Source organism: uncultured Paraglaciecola sp. (assembly GCF_943787955.1).
Lineage (GTDB): Bacteria > Pseudomonadota > Gammaproteobacteria > Enterobacterales > Alteromonadaceae > Paraglaciecola.
Genome location: NZ_CALSOK010000017.1, coordinates 84,784 through 105,627 on the forward strand (window position 1 = coordinate 84,784; position 20,844 = coordinate 105,627).

The window sequence follows — 20,844 nt, forward strand, 5'->3', positions numbered from 1 at the left end:
TTTGCCTTCACCGCGTATCCTTATTAAAGACCATTCAGCGGAAACCAACCTTTTTGCTAGGCGCACTTTTATTGGGTTATTTGTGGTTTTTGTAATGATGGGCATGGTGCTATCTAATTTATATTATTTACAGATAAGTCGATTCGAAGATTACCAAACACGTGCAGATGGCAACCGAATAAAATTATTACCCGTAGCACCCAACCGTGGATTGATTTATGACCGCAATGGTATATTACTAGCTGAAAACCGTCCGGTATTTAGTCTTCAATTGATCCCAGAAGACATTGAAAATCTTGAATTAACTATCAATAACTTAGGCATGTTATTAGATATTGACAAAGAAGATGTCATTGACTTTTATCGAGACTTAAAAGGTACTCGGCGCTTCAAACCTGTTATGCTGATCAACCGTTTAAAACCCAAAGAGGTCGCACTTTTTTCTGTACAACAACATAAGTATCCTGGCGTATCTGTCGAAGCTAGGCTCGCTCGACATTATCCTTATGGTAGTGCCCTCACCCATGTAATAGGTTATGTGGCTAAGATTAACAAGAAGGACCTACAAAAACTCAACGAGGCTGGGTATGAAGCAAACTATGCGGCAAGCTATGATATTGGTAAAAGAGGTATCGAAAAATACCACGAAGAAATGCTCCACGGTAAAGTCGGATTTCAAGAAGTAGAGGTTAATAATCAGGGCCGAATTATCCGTATTTTGGACTTTAATCCGCCTGTTCCCGGTAAAGATATCGTATTAAATATTGATATAAATTTACAACTTGAAGCAAAAAAGGCTTTTGCTGGTAAGAAAGGTTCGCTAGTCGCCATCGATCCTCGAGATGGAGGAGTACTTGCGTTATACAGTAGTCCAAGTTACGACCCCAACCTGTTTGTTCATGGTATTAGCAGTAAAAATTATAAGAAATTACTTACCTCAGACAGGCCTTTGTTTAATCGCGCGACACAGGGGCAATATCCACCAGCATCAACAGTAAAACCTCTTTTGGCATTGGCGGGGCTCGAGGAAAAAGTGATTACGCCTAAAAGCCGGATTTATGATGAGGGTAAATATCAATTAAAAAATGTTGAACGTGTATGGCGAGACCATACACCATGGGGTCATGGATGGGTGGATGTAACTAAAGCAATAGAAGTGTCCTGTGATATTTTCTTTTACGATCTAGCTTATAAATTAGGTATAGACCGTATCAGTGAAAGTATGTACGAATTTGGATTTGGTGATTATACAGGCATCGATCTTCATGAAGAAGCCGATGGTATTATGCCAAGCAGGGGCATTGTAAAAGCATTATTTAACAGCCCTTGGTATATAGGCGACACTATCAACGTAGGTATTGGGCAAAGCTACTGGACAGCAACACCGGTTCAACTTACCCAGTCAATAACAATCTTAGTCAACAAAGGCAGGCGTATTATTCCACAAATTATTCGTGGTAATATCCAAAAAAATGCAGTTATGATGCAGGCCATTAAAGAAAGACGCCCAATCGCTATAAAAGATGAACACAACTGGGATGTAATATTGGATGGCATGTATGGTACGGTGAATCGAAAAGGCTCTGCACATACAGCATTTAAAGGGTCTCATTATATATCCGCAGGTAAAACAGGCACGGCACAATTAGTTTCTATCGCTCAAGACGAAGATTATGATGCATCAAAGCTATCCAAGAAAAACCACGATAACGCTATGTATGTCGGCTATGCTCCCTACGACAAACCACAAATGACGCTCTCTGTTGTATTAGAAAATGCCGGACATGGCGGTGCTCAAGCAGCACCTATCGCCCGTAAAATAATGGATAACTACTTTAAAGATCAAACATTTCCTGAACACAAAGTTATCGAATATTTAGCACAAGAAGCACAGGGAATTGCACTGACACAAACCGAACTTAAACCAGTCAAGGCACAACCCTGATGCTTAGAACTAAACTAAATTCTAGTAATCATTCTTTTTGGAACAGAATTCATTGTGATGGCATATTATTGTTTGGGTTAATTGTGTTAATGGCAGTAGGTTTAGTCACCATTTATTCAGCCGGGGGACAAGACATAGGTCTGATCCAAAGACAATTAACACGTCTTGCACTGGCTTTAGGTGTGATGTTAGTTGTGGCGCAAATCCCCCCCTTGGCTTATCAGAAATTATCTGTTTATTTTTACGTAATTGGTATTGCTATGTTAATCGCCGTTTGGGTCGTAGGTGTTTCCAGTAAAGGGGCTCAACGCTGGTTAGATTTAGGGTTCTTTCGCTTTCAACCCTCTGAAATCATGAAACTAGCTGTACCTATGATGGTGGCTTGGTATATTAGCCGATTTAATTTGCCCCCCAAAACTTGGCATATACTGATTGGGTTTGTCTTAGTGGCTATACCCACATTATTGATCGCTCGCCAGCCGGATTTAGGTACCTCACTTCTGATAGCTAGCTCCGGTGTTTTTGCATTGTTTTTAGCTGGCATGAGTTGGCGCTTTATATCCTTTGTTGCTGTCGCAGCTTCTGCTTTCACTCCTGTTATGTGGATATTTTTGATGCAAGGTTATCAAAAACAAAGAGTACTGACATTTCTTAATCCTGAAAGTGATCCCCTAGGGTCGGGTTATCATATTATCCAATCCAAGATTGCCATTGGATCAGGTGGTGCACAAGGTAAAGGGTGGTTACAAGGTACCCAATCTCAGTTAGAATTTTTACCTGAACGTCACACCGACTTTATCTTTGCGGTCTTCAGTGAAGAATTTGGATTTTGGGGCGTAATAGGACTCTTAGCTATCTACGCCTTTATTGTTATTCGGGGCATGTTGATAGCGGTGAAAGCGCAAGGTGCATTTAGTAAAATTTTAGCAGGTAGCATTACCCTCACCTTCTTTGTGTATGTGTTTGTGAATATTGGCATGGTTTCAGGAATTTTGCCTGTAGTTGGCGTACCTTTACCCTTAATTAGCTATGGTGGTACTTCTATGGTGACACTGCTCGCAGGTTTTGGTATTTTGATGGCGATCAGTACTCAAAAAAGGATCATGTCGCGAGAATAGTAAGATCTATTCCCCCAAAATTTTAATTAAGTAAAATTACTTCGCTTTCAAGGAAAAACCATGAAGTTGTTTAAATCATTTTTAGTGTTAGGCCTGTGTATCTCAAGCTCGAATATTCAAGCCTCCCCCCGAGAACTGCAAGAGCAGTTTGTCGACATGATGGTAGATGAACATCAGTTTGACCGAAAAGTGGTTGAATCGACGTTGCAAAAAGCGACTAAAAATGAGGCTGTCTTGCAATCGATTGCCAAGCCATGGGAAGCTAAACCTTGGCATCAGTATCACCCTATTTTTCTGACTAAAAAGCGCTTAATAAAAGGTTTGACTTTCTGGCATACCCATAAAGAAACCTTAGCGCGTGCAGAAAAAGAAACCGGTGTACCCACTGAGATCATCGTAGCCATCATTGGTGTTGAGACTTTTTATGGCGCGTATCTAGGTAAGTATTCGGTACTCGATGCGCTTGTCACCTTAGGTTTTCATTACCCGCCTAGAGCAAAGTTTTTTCGTAGCGAATTAGCACAATTATTTTTATTAGCCAAAGAGGAAAACTTTGATATCACCCAACTCAAAGGATCCTATGCTGGAGCAATGGGCTGGGGGCAATTTATCTCATCTAGTTACCGCCATTATGCAGTGGACTTTGACGGTGACGGTGTGAGGGACTTATTAAACAATCCTGAAGACGCTATAGGTAGTGTCGCAAACTACTTTAAAAAACATCACTGGAAGGCTAACGCTGATATTGCGTATAAGGCGCAAGTAAGTGGCACTCAATACCCAGTATTATTATCAAAATCGCTTAAATATTCTCATCAGTGGTCTCAATTACAAACCGCAGGGGTCACTATTACCGAGTCCAAACTAAGTAAAGAAATAAGCGTCAAATTATTTGAATTTGAACAAGCAGATAAAAAAGAATATTGGATAGGCTTACCCAATTTTTATGTTATCACTCGCTATAACCACAGTCCTTTATATGCCATGGTAGTATTTCAATTCAGCCAACAACTCAAACAAGGTTTTAACACTTTAACCACTGCCACAGTTGGTCATTAAAACGGCTATGAAAAACTATTGTCGTTGCATAGGTCTAACTTTTTTTGTATTAATGGTGGTAAGTTGTGCTCCCAAAGGACGCTACTACCAACATCATGACTCGGCGCCCAAAAACATTCCTCAACATGTGACCACAACAGACATAGTGGCTAAATATGAAGCCTACGCGCCATCTAACATGCGTCCTTATACCATCAGAGGAATAAGATACCAGCCTCTCACAACAGGTAAAGGTTTCAGCGATAAAGGCTACGCTAGTTGGTATGGACAAAAGTTTCACGGTCACTTAACCGCTAATGGTGAAGTATATGATATGTACGAAATGTCTGCCGCACACAAAACCTTGCCATTACCCTCTTTTGTGCGTGTGACCAACTTAAAAAATGACAAACAGGTAGTCGTTAGAGTGAATGATAGAGGACCGTTTCATAGTGGTCGGGTGATAGACTTATCCTATGCTGCAGCATTAAAGCTCGACGTATTAAAAACCGGGATTACCGATGTACAGTTGGACGTTATCCATGTGGATAAAGCGGGTAAGATCACAGTAGGACGCTTCCCTACTATCAGTAATAAAGACACTAATATTTCTAACCAACGGTTCTATATACAAGTGGTTGCATTGCAAAACAAAACTCAAATAGACAAATTAGCAAGTGCCTTAAAAATATTATATCAACGCCCCTTCGAAACAAGATTCGAGCAGGGTATTTACAAATTACATCTTGGCCCAATAAAAAACGAACATGAGGCAGATAATTTGCTGAATGAACTTAAAAATAATGACTATCCTGACGCTTATAAAGTGTACTCAGATTAGCATCACCTTATGCTTAAACATATCGACAAACTTACGAACCTAATTAAACTTTTTATAATAATGTGAGTCTCACAAATTTAGACTAATCCAAAACCCTATGTTATTTTGGATTAGTTTTTAGTTGAGCAGCAATTTAACCCTCAAAGTGCTATATTGCGCAGCTTAAGTTGAGGTCTTTATTTTATGTCTAATAAAACGTCTCTATTCTTACAACATTTCAAAAAACGGTAGTTTAATGCTTAAACCAAAAACGTATTTCAGCTCTCTTGTAAATAGTATAGTCCTGTGGTCATTTATCTTTTCAGCCACTGCCGCTGTGGTTATCCCTCCTGCGCCTAGTGTTACAGCTAAAGGCTTCATATTGATGGATTTCCAAACGGGTAACGTTATCGCAGAGCAAAATGCTGATATTCAGATCCCTCCCGCTAGCTTAACCAAAATGATGACAAGCTATGTGATTGGTATAGAACTCCTAAACGGTAATATTAAAGACACAGATATGGTGACTATTTCTGAAAATGCCTGGGCTAAAAACTTTCCAGATTCGTCGAAGATGTTTATCGAAGTAGGCAAACAAGTATCCGTAGCAGATCTGAATCGAGGCATTATCGTGCAGTCTGGAAATGATGCGTGTGTGGCAATGGCAGAACATATTGCCGGTAGTGAAGATGCCTTTGCCAGTATGATGAATATGCATGCAGAAAAATTAGGCATGGCCTCCACTTATTTTGTAAACAGTCATGGATTACATGATGCCCAGCACTTCACCACGCCCAGGGATATGGCGATTTTATCAGCTGCTCTGATTCGTGACGTGCCAGAGGAGTATGCTATCTATGCTGAAAAAGAATTTACCTTTAACGACATCAAACAATATAACCGCAACGGCTTACTGTGGGATAAAAGCCTAAATGTTGATGGCATAAAAACCGGCCACACATCGGATGCAGGTTATAGCCTGATTACTTCGGCTTACCAAGGGGATATGCGTTTAATCTCCGTTGTAATGGGCACCGATAGTGAGCGTTCGCGTAAAGTTGAAAACAAGAAATTACTCAAATATGGATTCCGTTTTTATGAAACGATTACTCCATATAAAGCGGGTGACAGCTTTGTTTCCCAACGCATTTTTATGGGTGACAAAGAAACCGTCGACCTAGGTATATTACAAGGTACCCCCATTAACATTCCACGCGGCCAAAGCAAAAATTTGAAAGCTAATTTTAAGTTAGACAAAGATTTACAAGCGCCTATCGCTAAAGGCGAAGTAGTAGGCAAGTTATATCTGCAAATTGAAGGCGTAGATATTGCTGAATATCCCTTAGTTACGTTACAAGAAGTCAAAGAAGGAGGGTTGATCGACCGCATGGTTGATTTCGTCAAATTAAGCCTTGGCTTTGATAGTTAATACCCTACACTTTTATTAAATATTCGAGAAGATGATGGATACTAATTTTGATCAACTGTTGGAATTCCCATGCCAGCAAACGTTTAAAATCATGGGCATTGCCCATGAGCGTTTACCGCAAGATGTTATATCGTGCTTGCAGGTTCATGCGCCAGGTGATTATGTACCCAAGGTAAAGCCCAGTTCAAAAGGGACTTACCACTCCATATCACTTAGCATAACGGTTACCAGCAAAGCACATATGGAAACCCTTTATATTGAACTGGCTAAATTAGAGCTTGTGAAAGTGGTTTTGTAGCGAGTCGTTTGTTAAAGAGTACTTGTGTAAATAATGCCCACTAAATTAATCATCAGACAGTTAGGACTACAAACCTACTTGCCTATTTGGCAAGCCATGCAAGATTTCACTGATAATAGAGATGCTGAAACAGCCGACGAAATATGGCTGGTAGAACATCAAGCCGTATTCACCCAGGGCCAGGCAGGTAAAGAAGAACATATTCTGATGCCAGGTAGTATTCCTGTGGTTAAAGTCGATAGAGGTGGTCAAGTCACGTACCATGGACCCGGCCAACAAATGATGTATGTACTACTGAATCTAAAACGTAATAAGTTAGGTGTGAGAACCTTAGTGACAGCCTTAGAACAATGTGTGGTTAACTCACTACAAGAATATGCAATTAATGCCTACCCCAAAGCAGATGCTCCTGGCGTGTATGTAAATGCTAAAAAAGTTTGCTCTATAGGCCTAAGGATACGTAAAGGATGCTCTTTTCACGGCTTAGCTTTGAACGTCAACATGGACTTAAGTCCATTTCAACGCATAAATCCATGTGGTTATGCCGGACTGGAAATGATAGATTGCGCACAACTTGATGGTCCTAATACGCTTGCTGAAGTAGGTACAAAATTGACTGATCATTTATCAGCCTTATTAGGTATAAAAAACAAAGAATATAGAGAAGGCTTTAATGACTAACGCACGCCCGCAAGCCGGAGTTAAACTTCGGGATGACGAAAAAGTTAAACATATCCCTATCACCATCATGCCTACAGAAAAGGCAGAGATGTTACGTAAACCCGCGTGGATAAAAATCAAACTGCCCCGTAATACAGACAAAATTGACCATATCAAAAAAACCTTACGTAAAAATAATTTACATTCAGTATGTGAAGAAGCCAGTTGCCCTAACTTAGCTGAGTGTTTTAATCACGGCACCGCCACTTTTATGATCTTGGGTGATATCTGTACTCGCAGGTGCCCATTTTGTGATGTAGGACACGGTAAGCCTTTGCCTCCTAGTGCAGAAGAGCCCATTAAGTTAGCTAAAACCATCGCTGAAATGAAGTTAAAGTATGTAGTGATAACATCTGTAGACAGAGATGACTTACGCGATGGTGGTGCGCAGCACTTTGTTGATTGTATTAGCGCTATTCGCGAACACAGTCCTGCTACCAAGATAGAAGTGTTAGTGCCCGACTTTAGAGGCCGTATGGACAGAGCCCTTGAAATACTCAAGCAAAGTCCGCCTGACGTATTTAACCACAACCTTGAGACTATTCCTCGTTTGTACCGGGAATGTCGACCAGGGGCCAACTATCAATGGTCGTTAGACTTACTGAAAAAATTCAAACAGCAGCACCCTGATATCCCTACCAAATCAGGCTTAATGATGGGTATGGGCGAAGACAAACACGAAATAACCGAAGTATTAAAAGACTTACGCACCCACAATGTGGAGATGCTGACCTTGGGCCAATATTTACAACCCAGTAAACATCACTTCCCATTAAAGCGCTACGTGCACCCAGATGAATTTGACGAACTAGGTGAAATTGCCAAAGAATTAGGCTTTAGTCATGCCGCTAGTGGCCCTATGGTGCGTTCGAGTTACCATGCAGATAAACAAGCTGCTGGTGAAGAAGTGAAATAAGCTTCGGTTTGATATACCTAAGAAACTAAAACCAAAAATCCCAGTCAATAGCTTGAGTTTTTGGTTTTTTAATATGACTATTTACTTTAGCTAAGTTAACAACTAGGCAGTTTTTTTGCATAAATGCAATATCAGTTCTTGATTCAACGTTTAATATAACTACTTGTTCGGTATTAGATTGACGCAAATTAAAGCGTCAATTTTCAAACTCCAAGCCAATACCATCGGTGTAATCTTCCACTGTTGCACTGGCTTCATATTTTTCCAGTGCAGCTTTAATAGAGGCATCAGGATCGGCCAGTGAACTGTTAATTTGGCCTGAGGATGGGAAGGCAGCAATACGCTCTTTAACTAACTACGATATAGGTTTTTGTGCGGTATACAACAATTCTGTGACCAATAGGCATGGGTTCATGCCTAAATCACAACAATCAAAATCTCGAAAATAATGGTGGTCACTAACCAGCATGTTGATTTTTCTAAAAACTCATCGAAAAAATAGACATTTTTTATGTATTGTTATGCTAAGGGAAAATTATTTACTATAACTAAATCAGTGGATGTTATTCATTACAATGCAAAACAAAAATCAGCCAACCTCAATTTTAATTATTTCAATACTGATGTTTTTTTGTAGTCATGCTTTTTCTCAGTCAGCACTAGATTACGAAAAAGCCCTTAAGAGTTTTAATCAAGAAAACTTCGACGACGCCTATATTTACTTAAAAAATGCGCTGCAAGATAAGCCGTCTCATTTGCAGTCTAAATTAATGATGGCTGATATATTGTTACGCAGAAACCAAACTCGCGCGGCCATTATAGAATATCAGGAGTCACTACTTTTAGGCGCTGATTTAGATATTGCTTACCTCCCTCTTGCGCAAGCATACTCCCGTATTATGGAATATGAGAAGGTAATCAGATTGTTGACCAATAAACTTAGCGCAAACAATAATTTTGAAATATCCATTTTACAAGCCATTGCCTATGAAAACCTTGAGCGGTTCAATAAAGCCCTTGAAAAATATGAAAATGCCCTCGAATTACAACCTAAGAACATAACGGCACTCAATAATTTAGCTAGCTTTTATTTGAGACAAGACAACATAGTTCAATCAAAAATATTTATTATCAAAGCTTTAAATGTAAATCCCCGTAACCCATTTACTTTGCACATAAAAGGTCAAATTAATGAAAAAGAAGGGCATATTCAAAAGGCGTTAGCGTTATTTAAGGAGGCGTACATTATATTGCCTACTGCGCCATTTATAAGCCGTTCATTGGCTAACACTTATGTAAGCCTTAAACAACTCGACAAAGCGAGGGATGTGGTAGACAAAATTTTAATTATCACGCCAGACGAACCTTTTATCATGTTACTCAGCGCAAGGCTTTATGGCATGAATGATAATAATGAACTTGCAGTAAAAGCCTACGAAGAAATCACAAAAAAAATGGCTTTAATACCCAATGAACAATTATTAAAACAATCTGAATTATTATTGGTATCCGGGTTAGCGTTATATATGACCGGCAACTATGAAACCGCCAGAAGTAAGTTGAGCAACTATGTTTCCCAGAATCCCGAAAGCCTCTATGCAATTGGGATACTTGTTGATACTCACATTAGGCTAGATGAGTCCAAAGTGGCATTAAAAATAATGGAAACCCACTACGACATTATAAAAAACAACTTATCGTTATCATTAGTATTGTGTGATTTATATATCCAAACTAATAAGATTCATCAATGCCAACGTTTTATCACAGAGTTAAGAAAAAACCATAATGCCAAACGTGTATTTGACCTGATGCAAGTAAAAATATTACAAGCAAGAAATAAACATCAAAAGGCACTGAGTTATTTCGAACAACACTTTACAAACGCAACTGGCCAAGAAGTAAAGAAAGTTGCGGTCATGCTTTATCTTCAAAACGGTCAAAAAAAACGCGCGTTAGGTTTAGTGAATGAATTAATTGAACTTGTGCCAGGCAATTTGGCTTACCAACTATTAAAAGTCGAAGTGCTCATAAGGTTACAACAATTTCAAGATGCGCAAAAAATTAACAGCATAGTATTAGCGGCTAACTTAGATATATTTTCTGCCAAATATAACCAAGCAAATCTGTATTATTTAAAAAAAGAATACCAACAAGCACATACCTATGCTGAAAACCTTCTTAAAGAAAATGCTTATAGTTTTAGGCTATATGTATTGCAGGGAAATATTTTACTAAGCTTGGGAAAACTTGAAAAAGCAAAAGACAAATTTACTTCGGCTAAGTTATTCAACAGAGAAAATGTTATTCCTTATGAAAAAATAATCAGCATTTATCAGACATTGAAAGATTTCCCTTCTGCTCTAAAAGAATTAGACCGCTTGCAAAAAAGTCATTTTTTAGATCCTAAATATATTCTATTAAGAGCCAACATATACATTCAACAACATGCCCTAGAGCAAGCCGCAGAACAATATGTAAAGCTATATATTATTTGGAGTAAGGCTAAGGATCATCAACAGTTACTTTATCTAGGGCAACAACAACGCATTGCTAAAATTTATGATGATGCTGAAACAACCCTTTTACGGGCATTAGAATTGTTACCCAATTATCTCTATGCAAAAATCGAGTTAATGCGTTTGTATATCAATATAGGGGAAATAACCAAGGCTGAAGCGATAATATCAAGCCTTCCTCAAAAAATTCAGAAAAACTCTAACATACAAGTTATTTTAGGGGATGTTGCGCAAACAAAAAACCAATTAGAATCAGCCCAGATTCACTACCTTACAGCTCTAAACTCAAACAATAACTATCGAGTAGCAGTTATTAAGCTTTATAACTTAGCAAAAGACAAAAACATGGGTACTGATAAATTTGTTAGCACCCTAGAAGGCATCATCGACAAATATCCTACAGCATATTTTCATCGGCATATTTTAGCGGACTTTTTTTATTACCAAGGAGACACTTTACCTCGCTAAACAACACTACTTAGTCCTAGAAAAAGTAGCACAACTGCCTCGAATTGAATATATCTACAATAATTTGGCCAGTATGTTGACTCTCAGTGACCCAAACACAGCGATGAGTTTTATAAACAACGCCCTAGAAATTAATCAATCTAATCCAATATTTATTGATACAAAAGGATGGATATTGACGCAGCAAGGTCAATACATAGAAGGCTTAGATTTATTGAGAGAGGCGTTTTCCATGAACTCTAATCACCCTAGTATTCAATATCATATTGCTTACAACCTAGTTAAATCAGGACAACTTGAAGCCGCAAGACAGGAGCTTAAAAAAGTACTGACTACCGAGTTACCTTTTGCTGAAAAAGACTTAGCACAAGCATTAATGAATTCAATATAAGCAACGGATATTGAAACTATCATTTGGCATTAATTTATTAAAACAACACAAATGATAACTTTACAACATCAGGTAAAAAAACACTCAGACCGTCGGTTTTTTTTACACTTAATGTAGATTGCAATAAAAAAATGATTAAATACAAGTAGTTAAATAATGGTATTTTTTTTGCATTCACAGTGTAAGTTAGATTTTATTTAGTAATTTAATATTTGGTGAGTAGTATAATGTTAAAGAAAAAATTATTGGTTACCGCAGTAGCGGGGTTATGTAGCTTATCAACACAGGCGGCGACCGAGTTCAGCTATGATGGTCTCTATGTGGAGAGCGAATATGACATAGCCTTTGCTATTGATTATGATCTAGGCAACGTAAAAAAAGCTGAAGGGGGCACATTAGCGTTTTCAACTCACAATGGTAAACAATACCTGTATATTGCTCATCCGTTAGGTTTTAAAGATTTGTCTTATGCAGAGAGCGCTAAGTCAGGTGACTGTAGTAAAACATGTGAACAGGAAGCCAAAACAGCTAAAAAAGAGGCCGAGAGTCAATATAAAGATGCTAACAGCGTTGACGGCAAATGCAAAAATTCATGTGAAGATGGAAAGAAAGCGGCAGGTAAAGCAGCCGAGCAAGCAATCAAAGATAGTTTATACGACAGATTCTGGTTCTGGTGATGCTAATGATTATTTAGTCGGCTGGGAAGGCTCAAAACAAGAAAACGCAGAAAAAGCGATGAAAAGTGAATACTTCACCCTGTCATTTGCAAGTGACAATGGTGTCCAAAAGCTAACGTTTGACCCAAAAATACCAGGTCTTACCGACTCAGATAAAATTGAAAGAGAGAGAAAGGGAGTTGAAGAGAATAAAGTCAACGATGTTAAGCTTTCCTTAAACACTGATACCTCCCCCCCCAATCAAATCGCAGTTACCGACAACGGCCTATCAATTTCTTTTTTATCTTCCTTAAACTATAACGCCAGTTTATTAAACGATGGAGATTTTTTTGGTTCGCTAGGAGACTTTTATGACCGGTCACCTAAAACAGTGAAATGTGGTAATGGGTCTACCAGCGATGAGGACTAGTAGTGCAGAGGCATGCTATGAACTTGCTGTTGAATCAAGAAACGATATTTTTACCGACGAAAAGACTTGGGATTTCAACTTCGGAATTGAAGTAGAAATTTCCGGTAACTTATTTGGTGATGGATTTGATATTACGAGTCTATTACCCAAAAATTTTGGGGTTAACAATGATGTAGATACCCCTGAAGCTGGTAATGGTTTCGTGCTGGTATCATTAGATGACTTACACGCTTCAAATCCTAAGGTCCCTTGTAATGATGATGGGGACGGTATAGGAGGCAATGAAAAGACGCCTTGTAACGTGACTATCACCAAAAAACCACCTGGGAGTGGTACTACCCCCCGTCCCTGAACCTTCAGCATTAGCCTTAATAGGCCTAGGAATAATGGGTATTTGGTATAGACGTAGAAAAACAGCTTAATGGCAATTAACACCTAAATAATAAACTCGGCAATTGGCGAGTTTATTAGCTTTGTACACCAATCAAAAGAAACATATAAAAGGTTATTTCAGCAGTGCCAATAATTCCTTGGTTTTCTGTTCCATTAAAACAATATCGGCTCTGGACTCAACGTTAAGTCTAACCACTGGTTCGGTGTTCGATTTGCGTAAGTTAAAGCGCCAATTTTCAAACTCCAAGCCAATACCATCGGTGTAATCCACCAAAGTTGCACTGGATTCATATTTATCCAGTACAGCTTTAATGGACGCGTCAGGGTCCACCAGAGTACTGTTGATTTCACCTGAAGAGGGAAAAGCAGCAATACGCTCTTTAACTAACTGGGATAAAGGTTTTTGTGTGGTACACAACAATTCTGTCACTAATAACCATGGGATCATGCCAGAATCACAATAAGCAAAATCACGGAAATAATGGTGCGCACTCATTTCCCCCCCATAAATCGCATCATCTGCGCGCATACGCTCTTTGATAAAAGCATGACCGGTTTTACTTTTTATGGGGATACCGCCCGCTTTTAGAACAATATCTTCGGTATTCCAATACACCCTTGGGTCATAAATGATTTTTGAGCCGGGTTTTTTATCTAAAAAGGCTTTCGCTAATAAACCCACAATATAATAACCTTCGACAAAATCCCCTTTTTCGTCGAACAAGAAACAACGATCGAAATCCCCATCCCACGCAATACCCATATTCGCTGAATGTGCAACCACCGCATTCGCGGTATCTGCCCTACTCTCTAATAGTAAAGGATTAGGAATACCGTTTGGAAAGGTGCCATCGGGTTGATGATGCACCTTAATAAATTCAACTGGCACATTGGCCGTTTCTAATGCACTTTGGATGGCATCTAATGCGTCACCTGCAGCACCGTTACCGGCATTAACAACCAACTTTATGGGAGTAATGTTAGCTGTATCAACATAAGACAGCATATGCGCCACATAAGGCTGCATATTGTCTAGTAGGCTATATTGCCCAGTGGCCTTGAGTTTATTGGTGTCAACTGATGCCTGACCTTGAATAAAGGCTTGTTCACTGACCAGACCATTGGAATAAAATTCAAGCCTAGTTTGAACGTCATCTTGTGCATAAGTTTCGGCCAAATCACGAATAGCAAACAACCCCGTATCGCCACTGACGGGCCTAGAGTCAGTTTTAACTAATTTCATGCCATTATAATCAATGGGATTATGGCTAGCGGTGACTTCAATACCACCATCCATCCCCAGGTATTTAGTGCCAAAATAAATCTCTTCAGTGCCTGTCATGCCTAAATCGGTCACTGTCGCACCTCCGTCGATTAGCCCTGATGCTAGCGCCAGTTTAAGCGGCTGGGAGGTTAATCTCACATCGCCCCCTACTACGACCGTTTTAGCAAGCATATATTCTGCAAAGGCACGTCCAATTCGATAGGCCACTTGTTCGTCGAGTTGTTCGATTAATTTACCGCGTATGTCGTACGCTTTAAAACATGTGATTTTCATACATTCTCTTATTTTAAATTCAATATTAACTGCGCCTATTTAGCCTCTACACGCCCGTAACGGTCTGAAAAACGTACAATATCATCTTCACCTAAATAGGAGCCTGATTGGACTTCAATCAGTTCCAGCGGAATACGACCGGGATTTTCAAGCGCATGTATCACACCTATTGGAATATACGTTGATTGATTCTCTGATAACAACAAAGTCTGTTCACCATTGGTGACTTTTGCCGTGCCTGAGACCACTATCCAATGCTCAGCTCTATGGTGATGCATTTGCACTGAAAGTTTTTCACCCGGTTTTACCGTGATGCGTTTGACTTGAAAACGCTCGCCGTTATCAATAGAGTCATAACTGCCCCAAGGTCTGAATACTTCGCAGTGGAACTCCCACTCAGGGCGATGTTCTGCTTTAAGTTGATTCACCACATTTTTGATATTTTGCACTTTGTCTTTGTGTGCCACCAGCACTGCATCTTTGGTTTCAACAACCACAACATCATCTAATCCCACTACAGAGATAAGGCGTTGTTCTGAATTGATATAACTATTAGTGACTCCATCAAGAATAGCATCGCCAATGACCACGTTATTTTGTGCATCTTTATGCTTGGCCGTTTCCCATAGTGAAGACCAACTGCCTACATCATTCCAACCTGCGTCAAGCGGCACGACACAGGCAGAATCTGTTTTTTCCATGACGGCATAATCGATAGAATCATCAGGGCAAGTGACGAATACTTTGGCATCTACTCGTACAAATTCCAAATCAGTGGATTCAGAAGCGATGGCTTTTTTACAGATGGCCAACATGTCAGGTGCATATTTTTCAAGTTCTTGTAGGTAACGACTGGCTTTAAACATAAACATGCCGCTGTTCCAATAAAACTCACCAGAGTCGACATATTGTTGTGCGGTAACTAAATCTGGCTTTTCGACAAAGCTCGCCACATCAAAACCTACATCTTCACTGGCAACCTTGTCACCACGTTTAATGTAACCGTAACCCGTATGCGCCGCATCTGGCACAATACCAAAAGTGACCAGTTTACCTTGTTTGGCTAACACTTCTGCCTGAGTGATGACTTTATGAAATTCAGGTGCATCATTAATTAGATGGTCAGCAGCTAAAATAAGTAGAATAGGGTCTTCACCATTTAGGGATGCATGCAAAGCAGCCAAAGCAATAGCAGGTGCGGTATTACGCCCCATAGGTTCGAGTAATATACCGCCGTGTTGTATATCTTGTTGACGAAGCTGCTCTGCCACTAAAAAACGATGAGCATCATTACAAATAACTATTGGCTGGTCAGCATTTGTGCCTTCTAATCTTGCAATGGTGTCTTGCAACATAGTCAAGTCACTGGTCAGACTTAAAAACTGCTTTGGTAAAGCTGCTCTCGATTTAGGCCATAAACGGCTACCACTTCCACCGGCTAAAACAACAGGTTTCATCACACCTTCCTTTTTGATTATGCTGAAATTATAACATCATAAAAATTGCTGCGAGTATATGTGGCTTAATAGTATTAAAGCTTAGTTAGTTATTCAATCAAGAACATCAAAGAACTCCTATATCCTAATAATTCAATTAAATAAAAGTATGACTGAAAAAGATACGTTTATGCATTGGGATATAAGCCATGCCACTGATATAATCCTTTTGAAAATTATATTGATGTGAGTTTATGGATCAGAAACAAGTAACAGATCAACGCTTTGGTGGCACCCAACGCCTGTATGGAATGTCAGGGACAGATGTTTTACGCCAATCACATGTATGTGTGGTTGGTATTGGAGGCGTAGGTTCTTGGGTGGCCGAAGGGTTAGCAAGAACGGCACTTGGCCAAATAACTCTGATTGACTTGGATGACATCTGTATCACTAATACCAACAGACAAATCCATGCGCTTCAAGATACGGTAGGTGTAGCAAAAATCGCAGCTATGGCTCAGAGAGTTATGCAAATAAATCCAGTCTGTCAGGTCCGTCAGATTGAGGACTTTGTGACGCCAGATAACGTTTCAGAATTACTAAATTCAACATATGATTACGTTGTGGACGCCACTGATAGTATAAAAGCTAAAGCGGCCATGGTAGCCCATTGTAAACGTAATAAGATCCCTATCATTACTATTGGAGGAGCGGGCGGGCAGATTGATCCCACCCAAGTTGCAGTGACTGATCTCAGTAAAACTATCCAAGACCCTTTGGCGGCAAAGTTACGTTCCGAACTGAGAAGGTTTTATAATTTTAGTACTAACACCAAACGACGTTTTGGCATTGATTGTGTTTACTCCACCGAACAAATTCTTTACCCACAAGCTGATGGTAGCGTTTGTTCGAAAAAAAATCTGACAGATGGTAGTGTCAAGTTAGACTGTAATAATGGTTTGGGGGCAGCAGTAGCGGTGACAGCAACCTTTGGTTTTGTGGCTTGCGCAAGAGTAATACAAAAGTTAATCAGTAAATATAATAATCAAGTTAAAGATTCGAGATCGTCGCTCTAAAATTTTTATAATCGATAAACAACGCTATACCCAACCAAACACTGACAGCTATTGCTAAAAACCAGGTGTTTTCTGCCATCTGCATAACTTGCTCACTTAATACTGACGTTCCCCAGATAAGTAATAAATAATAAGGTAAATTGAGCAGACCCGCCCACAATACGACCTTTGATGATTTGTGATTTACGCCTTGGCTAAACATATAAAATGCCAAAGAATTGATGTGTATCATAGCCACTAATAAACTTTTTACTGATAGATTAGGTTGATGTTTCTTGACATCACCAAAGTTTCTGCCTAAAAAGTAGTTAACGCATGATCCTAATGTCGCTGCTACCACCATTGCTAAAGTTAAAAAAAGTATATCATGGGGCTGGGGTTTAGATAAAACAACCAACACCACAGCAAAAAACTGTCCTGGGAAGTAGAAACCAACATAAACAATAGATTCTAACAAAATGATGAATAAAATAAGTAAATAGAAGTAGCTATCAAAACGTGTTTGCAAGCTCTTCAATAGCTCTAAACCTGAAGGGATCACCTCATATGTTACTAAAAAAGATAACAGACACAACGCAATGAGTGCCGAAAGTGGCAAAATGAAAGAATACTTCAAAAGTAGAACACCTATATTTATGTTGACTTATATTTACGAAAACAACAGCCATCAGATCAACTAAAATAATCAAGGTTACTTCAACAAAATTATTTCTAATCGACAAATCACTTAATAAGCAACACAATTGATCCCTCAAAGGCTATGGGAGACAGTATATGCAAATGACATCAGCAGAACTGACAGATTTAATGATAGACAGCTCACAGAACGCGGTAACCACCACCAAAGAAGAGTTCAATCTTACCTTGGATGGCTCTGAGCAAAGCATTGATCTGGTGGATGATGTTATTTTAAGCTGGTTAGGCCGATATAAAGATCAGGCATTAGAAGAAAGCGCTGTGTTTACCATTTGTAATATATATGGTGCTTACATAGGTGAGATTTTTCGCAATAAAGTAGGTGGCAACTGGGCTTATGATGATTCCGACCCTAGTGCACCTTATGTAGTATTGAATTATGCAGGCAACACTTATGCATTTGCTGGTATTTGTTACCAACGTTTAGTCAATGATAGCAAAATCAGTGTCAAAGTTATTTCGAACAAGCACTAGCCAACAATCTGCATTAAGCGCTAAGCCCTGATATTTTATGGTAATGGTTTGGCTTTTGGCCCTATATGAGAAGGTTTTTTCCAATCCATTAACATCATTTGAGTGTGTTTATCTTTAACCAAAAAATACAAAGTTAGTAAATCAAGAAACAATGTAAAAGCAATTAACCATGAGAATTGCCAATACCCTATTTTCGCCAACATAATATGTAAGCCTAAATCAGCTAATACAGAAAAAATTAATAATGGTTTGATACAAGAAAATATCCAACACCTATCTGCTTTCCAAATTTCTTCTCTAAATCCCAAAAGAAGCAACGCCAGAAAAGCGGGAAAGGCAATGGCGAGGCTAATATAAAGGTATTGTTTTTCAGGGTAAAATAGTGCCAACATTTGGTCACTATTTTCTCTCACTGAAACCGAGCCAATTAATATCATCAAACTTCTGGATAAAAATGCGATACACACATATAAAGCTACAGCAGGCTTTACTCTTCCAGCATCATCGTAATATTTAAGAGGAAGTAACAGTTTCATTGTGAGAGGTTTATAAACTCATTGATGGCAGAAATAAAATTTATCATGCTTTACGCAAAACACTCCGAATTTCAGCTAAAACATCATCGACATCAGATAGACTGTTAGCTGAACGGTATACATGCATACTAGAGTGAATTTCAACCGTTTTTTCACTGTTTACCCTTAACCTTAAATCGTCTAGAGCTCTTTGAAATCTTGATAATAGTTCATTGGCTACCAACTCTTCAATATTCACCAAACAAACTATAAATTGATCGGCACCAACACGCCCAACGATATCTTTTTCTCTGGTTACCTGCTTTAGACAATCAGCGACTTGTTTCAGAGCTAGTTCACCCGCCTTGTGACCATATTTAACATTAACGGAAGTAAAGTTATTAACATCGAATAATGCCAGTAAGTTAACCTTGGTATCTTTGGGTACTTTTACCTTTTTAATTATTGCTAATACCGAGGGTTCATTAGACAGCCCTGTAATAGGGTCAGAGGCTAACTTGCGAAGATAACCTCTGACCCAAAATAGATATCCCAGAACTATTAAACCTAAAATGATGATACATGCTAATAAAATGACTTGTAAACGCTGCTCTTTAGCGTTGGCTGAACTGGTTTCTAAGCCCATAATCTCATTGTTAAAATTGGCCACCCCCAGAACACGGGCTGATGCCTGTTGTTTTTTTATCTTCTCTAACGAGATGGAAGAGTAGTTGTCAAAACTAATTTGCGCCGCTTCAATATTTCCCAAAAACAAGTTAGCTTTCACTAAAAAAGCAATATAATAAAGATGTTTAGACAACCTAGCAGGCATAGCTGAAGTTGAAGCATTTTGTTTTTGTAAAAAGTCATTAACACATGCTTTGTCTTCATCATATAAACACAGCGAAGCAACATACAATTCATATAAAATCTGCATAGTCTGGTTAGACGTTTGCTTTAGGAATACATCCCAACTCCGCAAACTCTTACGTAAAGACTCATAATCGTTTGTACGATATGCTTGGCGACTTTGGGCAAAATGAAACAAGCTATTACTCAAGGGTGTGTTAACTGTCAAGTTACGCTTACCTAACTCATCAATCATCAATTTTGCTTTCTCATAATCACCACCGCCAGAATGAGCGGTAATAATACTGATTAAGGTATTAAGTTGATGCTTCTCATCATATACATTTAAACCAATCTGGTAAGATTTTTGATACGCATCTGCAGCAAGTGACCGTTGACCAATAGAACTATATAATAAGCCAATATTATTATGAATATGCGCCAGCGCCTTCTGATCATCCTTCAATAAGTTGGATTTGAGTAATAAAAATAAACGCCCAAGTTTGACGCCAACATTATCAACATTCTCACAAACATTGATAATGCCTAACTGAGAGCTTAAATAAATATCATTAAATTTATTCTTAGCCAGTTGCTCAGACTTGCGATAAAAGTCACATTTTTCTGGCTTTTCTTGCACATCAAAAATAAAGCCTAATTGGTAATGCACATTGGCATAGCTCTGAGAGTTTTTGTCCATCAGAGGATCTGACAGCAGGTTTTCAAGTATAATTTGCGCTTCATCATTCTTACCAACACAGATCAACCAATGCGATTTGTGCACTGTAAACTTGATAAGCTGTTCCTGTAAAACACTTCGCGACCTTAAGTATTCATTGACTTGTCGCATAAATTTATCATCGGGACAGTCATAAGTCGCCACTTGGATACTTTGAATAAAATCGTCGATATTGTCCGCTAAAACACGTTGTGAATAACTAATAAATAAAAAGACAAAAAACAAAGTTTTCAAAATAAGGGGCATAGGAAATTTTGTATCTACTCTATATTTCTTTACAATAATTGTTTCCGATGTTTCTTTCTAGTTAAATTTGTCTAGAAATGAACAAAAACAGAATAACGATTACCCCCCACCCCA

20 protein-coding genes and 1 pseudogene are annotated in these 20,844 nt (G+C 38.8%); 16 read left to right on the top strand and 5 right to left on the bottom strand.

The genetic code is table 11. The annotated features are described in order from the left end of the window. Position 1 precedes the first annotated feature (1 nt). From mrdA to Q0Y52_RS19615, 14 genes are all read left to right on the top strand, one after another. Entirely contained in the window at positions 2–1,945 is a 1,944-nt protein-coding gene (mrdA, locus tag Q0Y52_RS15930; protein ID WP_297823326.1) for a penicillin-binding protein 2, read from the top strand. Then, positions 1,945–3,063, top strand: coding sequence for a rod shape-determining protein RodA (gene rodA / locus Q0Y52_RS15935; RefSeq protein ID WP_297823330.1), 1,119 nt, complete (start codon positions 1,945–1,947; stop codon positions 3,061–3,063). The genes mrdA and rodA overlap by 1 nt, the downstream gene beginning before the upstream one ends. Positions 3,064–3,123: 60 nt before the next feature. After that, on the top strand, positions 3,124–4,122 hold the full coding sequence (mltB, locus tag Q0Y52_RS15940; protein WP_297823333.1) for a lytic murein transglycosylase B: 999 nt from the start codon (positions 3,124–3,126) through the stop codon (positions 4,120–4,122). 7 nt (positions 4,123–4,129) lie between these two features. Beyond that, complete coding sequence (locus Q0Y52_RS15945) at positions 4,130–4,942, top strand: septal ring lytic transglycosylase RlpA family protein (RefSeq protein WP_297823336.1); 813 nt, start codon at positions 4,130–4,132, stop codon at positions 4,940–4,942. Positions 4,943–5,177: 235 nt separating this feature from the next. After that, positions 5,178–6,350 (top strand): serine hydrolase, encoded by a 1,173-nt coding sequence (locus Q0Y52_RS15950; RefSeq protein WP_297823338.1) that lies wholly within the window; start codon positions 5,178–5,180, stop codon positions 6,348–6,350. Between the two features lie 34 nt (positions 6,351–6,384). Further along, positions 6,385–6,648: a DUF493 family protein YbeD gene (ybeD, locus tag Q0Y52_RS15955; RefSeq protein WP_297823340.1), complete on the top strand. Its 264-nt coding sequence runs from the start codon at positions 6,385–6,387 to the stop codon at positions 6,646–6,648. Positions 6,649–6,681: 33 nt separating this feature from the next. Beyond that, the gene (lipB, locus tag Q0Y52_RS15960; RefSeq protein WP_297823342.1) at positions 6,682–7,329 is read left to right on the top strand and encodes a lipoyl(octanoyl) transferase LipB; all 648 of its coding nucleotides are present in this window, start codon (positions 6,682–6,684) and stop codon (positions 7,327–7,329) included. Continuing rightward, positions 7,322–8,284, top strand: coding sequence for a lipoyl synthase (lipA, locus tag Q0Y52_RS15965; protein ID WP_297823344.1), 963 nt, complete (start codon positions 7,322–7,324; stop codon positions 8,282–8,284). The genes lipB and lipA overlap by 8 nt, the downstream gene beginning before the upstream one ends. A 575-nt stretch (positions 8,285–8,859) precedes the next feature. Continuing rightward, positions 8,860–11,271: a tetratricopeptide repeat protein gene (locus tag Q0Y52_RS15970; RefSeq protein ID WP_297823346.1), complete on the top strand. Its 2,412-nt coding sequence runs from the start codon at positions 8,860–8,862 to the stop codon at positions 11,269–11,271. Positions 11,272–11,374: 103 nt separating this feature from the next. Then, positions 11,375–11,662, top strand: a complete 288-nt coding sequence (locus Q0Y52_RS15975; protein ID WP_297823348.1) for a tetratricopeptide repeat protein — start codon at positions 11,375–11,377, stop codon at positions 11,660–11,662. A gap of 227 nt (positions 11,663–11,889) precedes the next feature. Beyond that, positions 11,890–12,339: a hypothetical protein gene (locus Q0Y52_RS15980; RefSeq protein ID WP_297823350.1), complete on the top strand. Its 450-nt coding sequence runs from the start codon at positions 11,890–11,892 to the stop codon at positions 12,337–12,339. After that, positions 12,233–12,748, top strand: a complete 516-nt coding sequence (locus tag Q0Y52_RS15985) for a hypothetical protein (RefSeq protein ID WP_297823351.1) — start codon at positions 12,233–12,235, stop codon at positions 12,746–12,748. Before Q0Y52_RS15980 ends, Q0Y52_RS15985 begins: the two co-directional genes overlap by 107 nt. After that, the gene (locus tag Q0Y52_RS15990) at positions 12,738–13,100 is read left to right on the top strand and encodes a hypothetical protein (protein ID WP_297823353.1); all 363 of its coding nucleotides are present in this window, start codon (positions 12,738–12,740) and stop codon (positions 13,098–13,100) included. The genes Q0Y52_RS15985 and Q0Y52_RS15990 overlap by 11 nt, the downstream gene beginning before the upstream one ends. Further along, positions 13,078–13,170, top strand: coding sequence for a PEP-CTERM sorting domain-containing protein (locus tag Q0Y52_RS19615; protein ID WP_366939304.1), 93 nt, complete (start codon positions 13,078–13,080; stop codon positions 13,168–13,170). The genes Q0Y52_RS15990 and Q0Y52_RS19615 overlap by 23 nt, the downstream gene beginning before the upstream one ends. A gap of 83 nt (positions 13,171–13,253) precedes the next feature. Here the strand turns inward: Q0Y52_RS19615 and Q0Y52_RS15995 are convergent, their stop codons facing one another. Both Q0Y52_RS15995 and Q0Y52_RS16000 read right to left on the bottom strand, forming a co-directional pair. After that, a complete protein-coding gene (locus tag Q0Y52_RS15995; protein ID WP_297823355.1) occupies positions 13,254–14,699 on the bottom strand; it encodes a phosphomannomutase CpsG in 1,446 nt (481 codons plus the stop codon). Positions 14,700–14,734: 35 nt separating this feature from the next. Further along, a complete protein-coding gene (locus Q0Y52_RS16000) occupies positions 14,735–16,156 on the bottom strand; it encodes a mannose-1-phosphate guanylyltransferase/mannose-6-phosphate isomerase (RefSeq protein ID WP_297823357.1) in 1,422 nt (473 codons plus the stop codon). Between the two features lie 233 nt (positions 16,157–16,389). On the opposite strand from Q0Y52_RS16000, the gene tcdA reads away from it, so the two are divergent. Beyond that, entirely contained in the window at positions 16,390–17,211 is an 822-nt protein-coding gene (gene tcdA / locus Q0Y52_RS16005) for a tRNA cyclic N6-threonylcarbamoyladenosine(37) synthase TcdA (protein WP_297823359.1), read from the top strand. Here the strand turns inward: tcdA and Q0Y52_RS16010 are convergent. After that, on the bottom strand, positions 17,186–17,827 hold the full coding sequence (locus Q0Y52_RS16010; RefSeq protein ID WP_297823361.1) for a hypothetical protein: 642 nt from the start codon (positions 17,825–17,827) through the stop codon (positions 17,186–17,188). The two genes, tcdA and Q0Y52_RS16010, sit on opposite strands and share 26 nt — an antisense overlap. A 158-nt stretch (positions 17,828–17,985) precedes the next feature. On the opposite strand from Q0Y52_RS16010, the pseudogene Q0Y52_RS16015 reads away from it, so the two are divergent. Then, positions 17,986–18,398 (top strand): annotated as a pseudogene (locus tag Q0Y52_RS16015) (hypothetical protein). Positions 18,399–18,416: 18 nt separating this feature from the next. On the opposite strand, the gene Q0Y52_RS16020 reads toward Q0Y52_RS16015, so the two are convergent. Further along, a complete protein-coding gene (locus Q0Y52_RS16020) occupies positions 18,417–18,917 on the bottom strand; it encodes a DUF2919 family protein (RefSeq protein ID WP_297823363.1) in 501 nt (166 codons plus the stop codon). A 43-nt stretch (positions 18,918–18,960) separates the two neighbouring features. After that, complete coding sequence (locus tag Q0Y52_RS16025; RefSeq protein WP_297823365.1) at positions 18,961–20,718, bottom strand: GGDEF domain-containing protein; 1,758 nt, start codon at positions 20,716–20,718, stop codon at positions 18,961–18,963. Between the last annotated feature and the right edge of the window lie 126 nt (positions 20,719–20,844).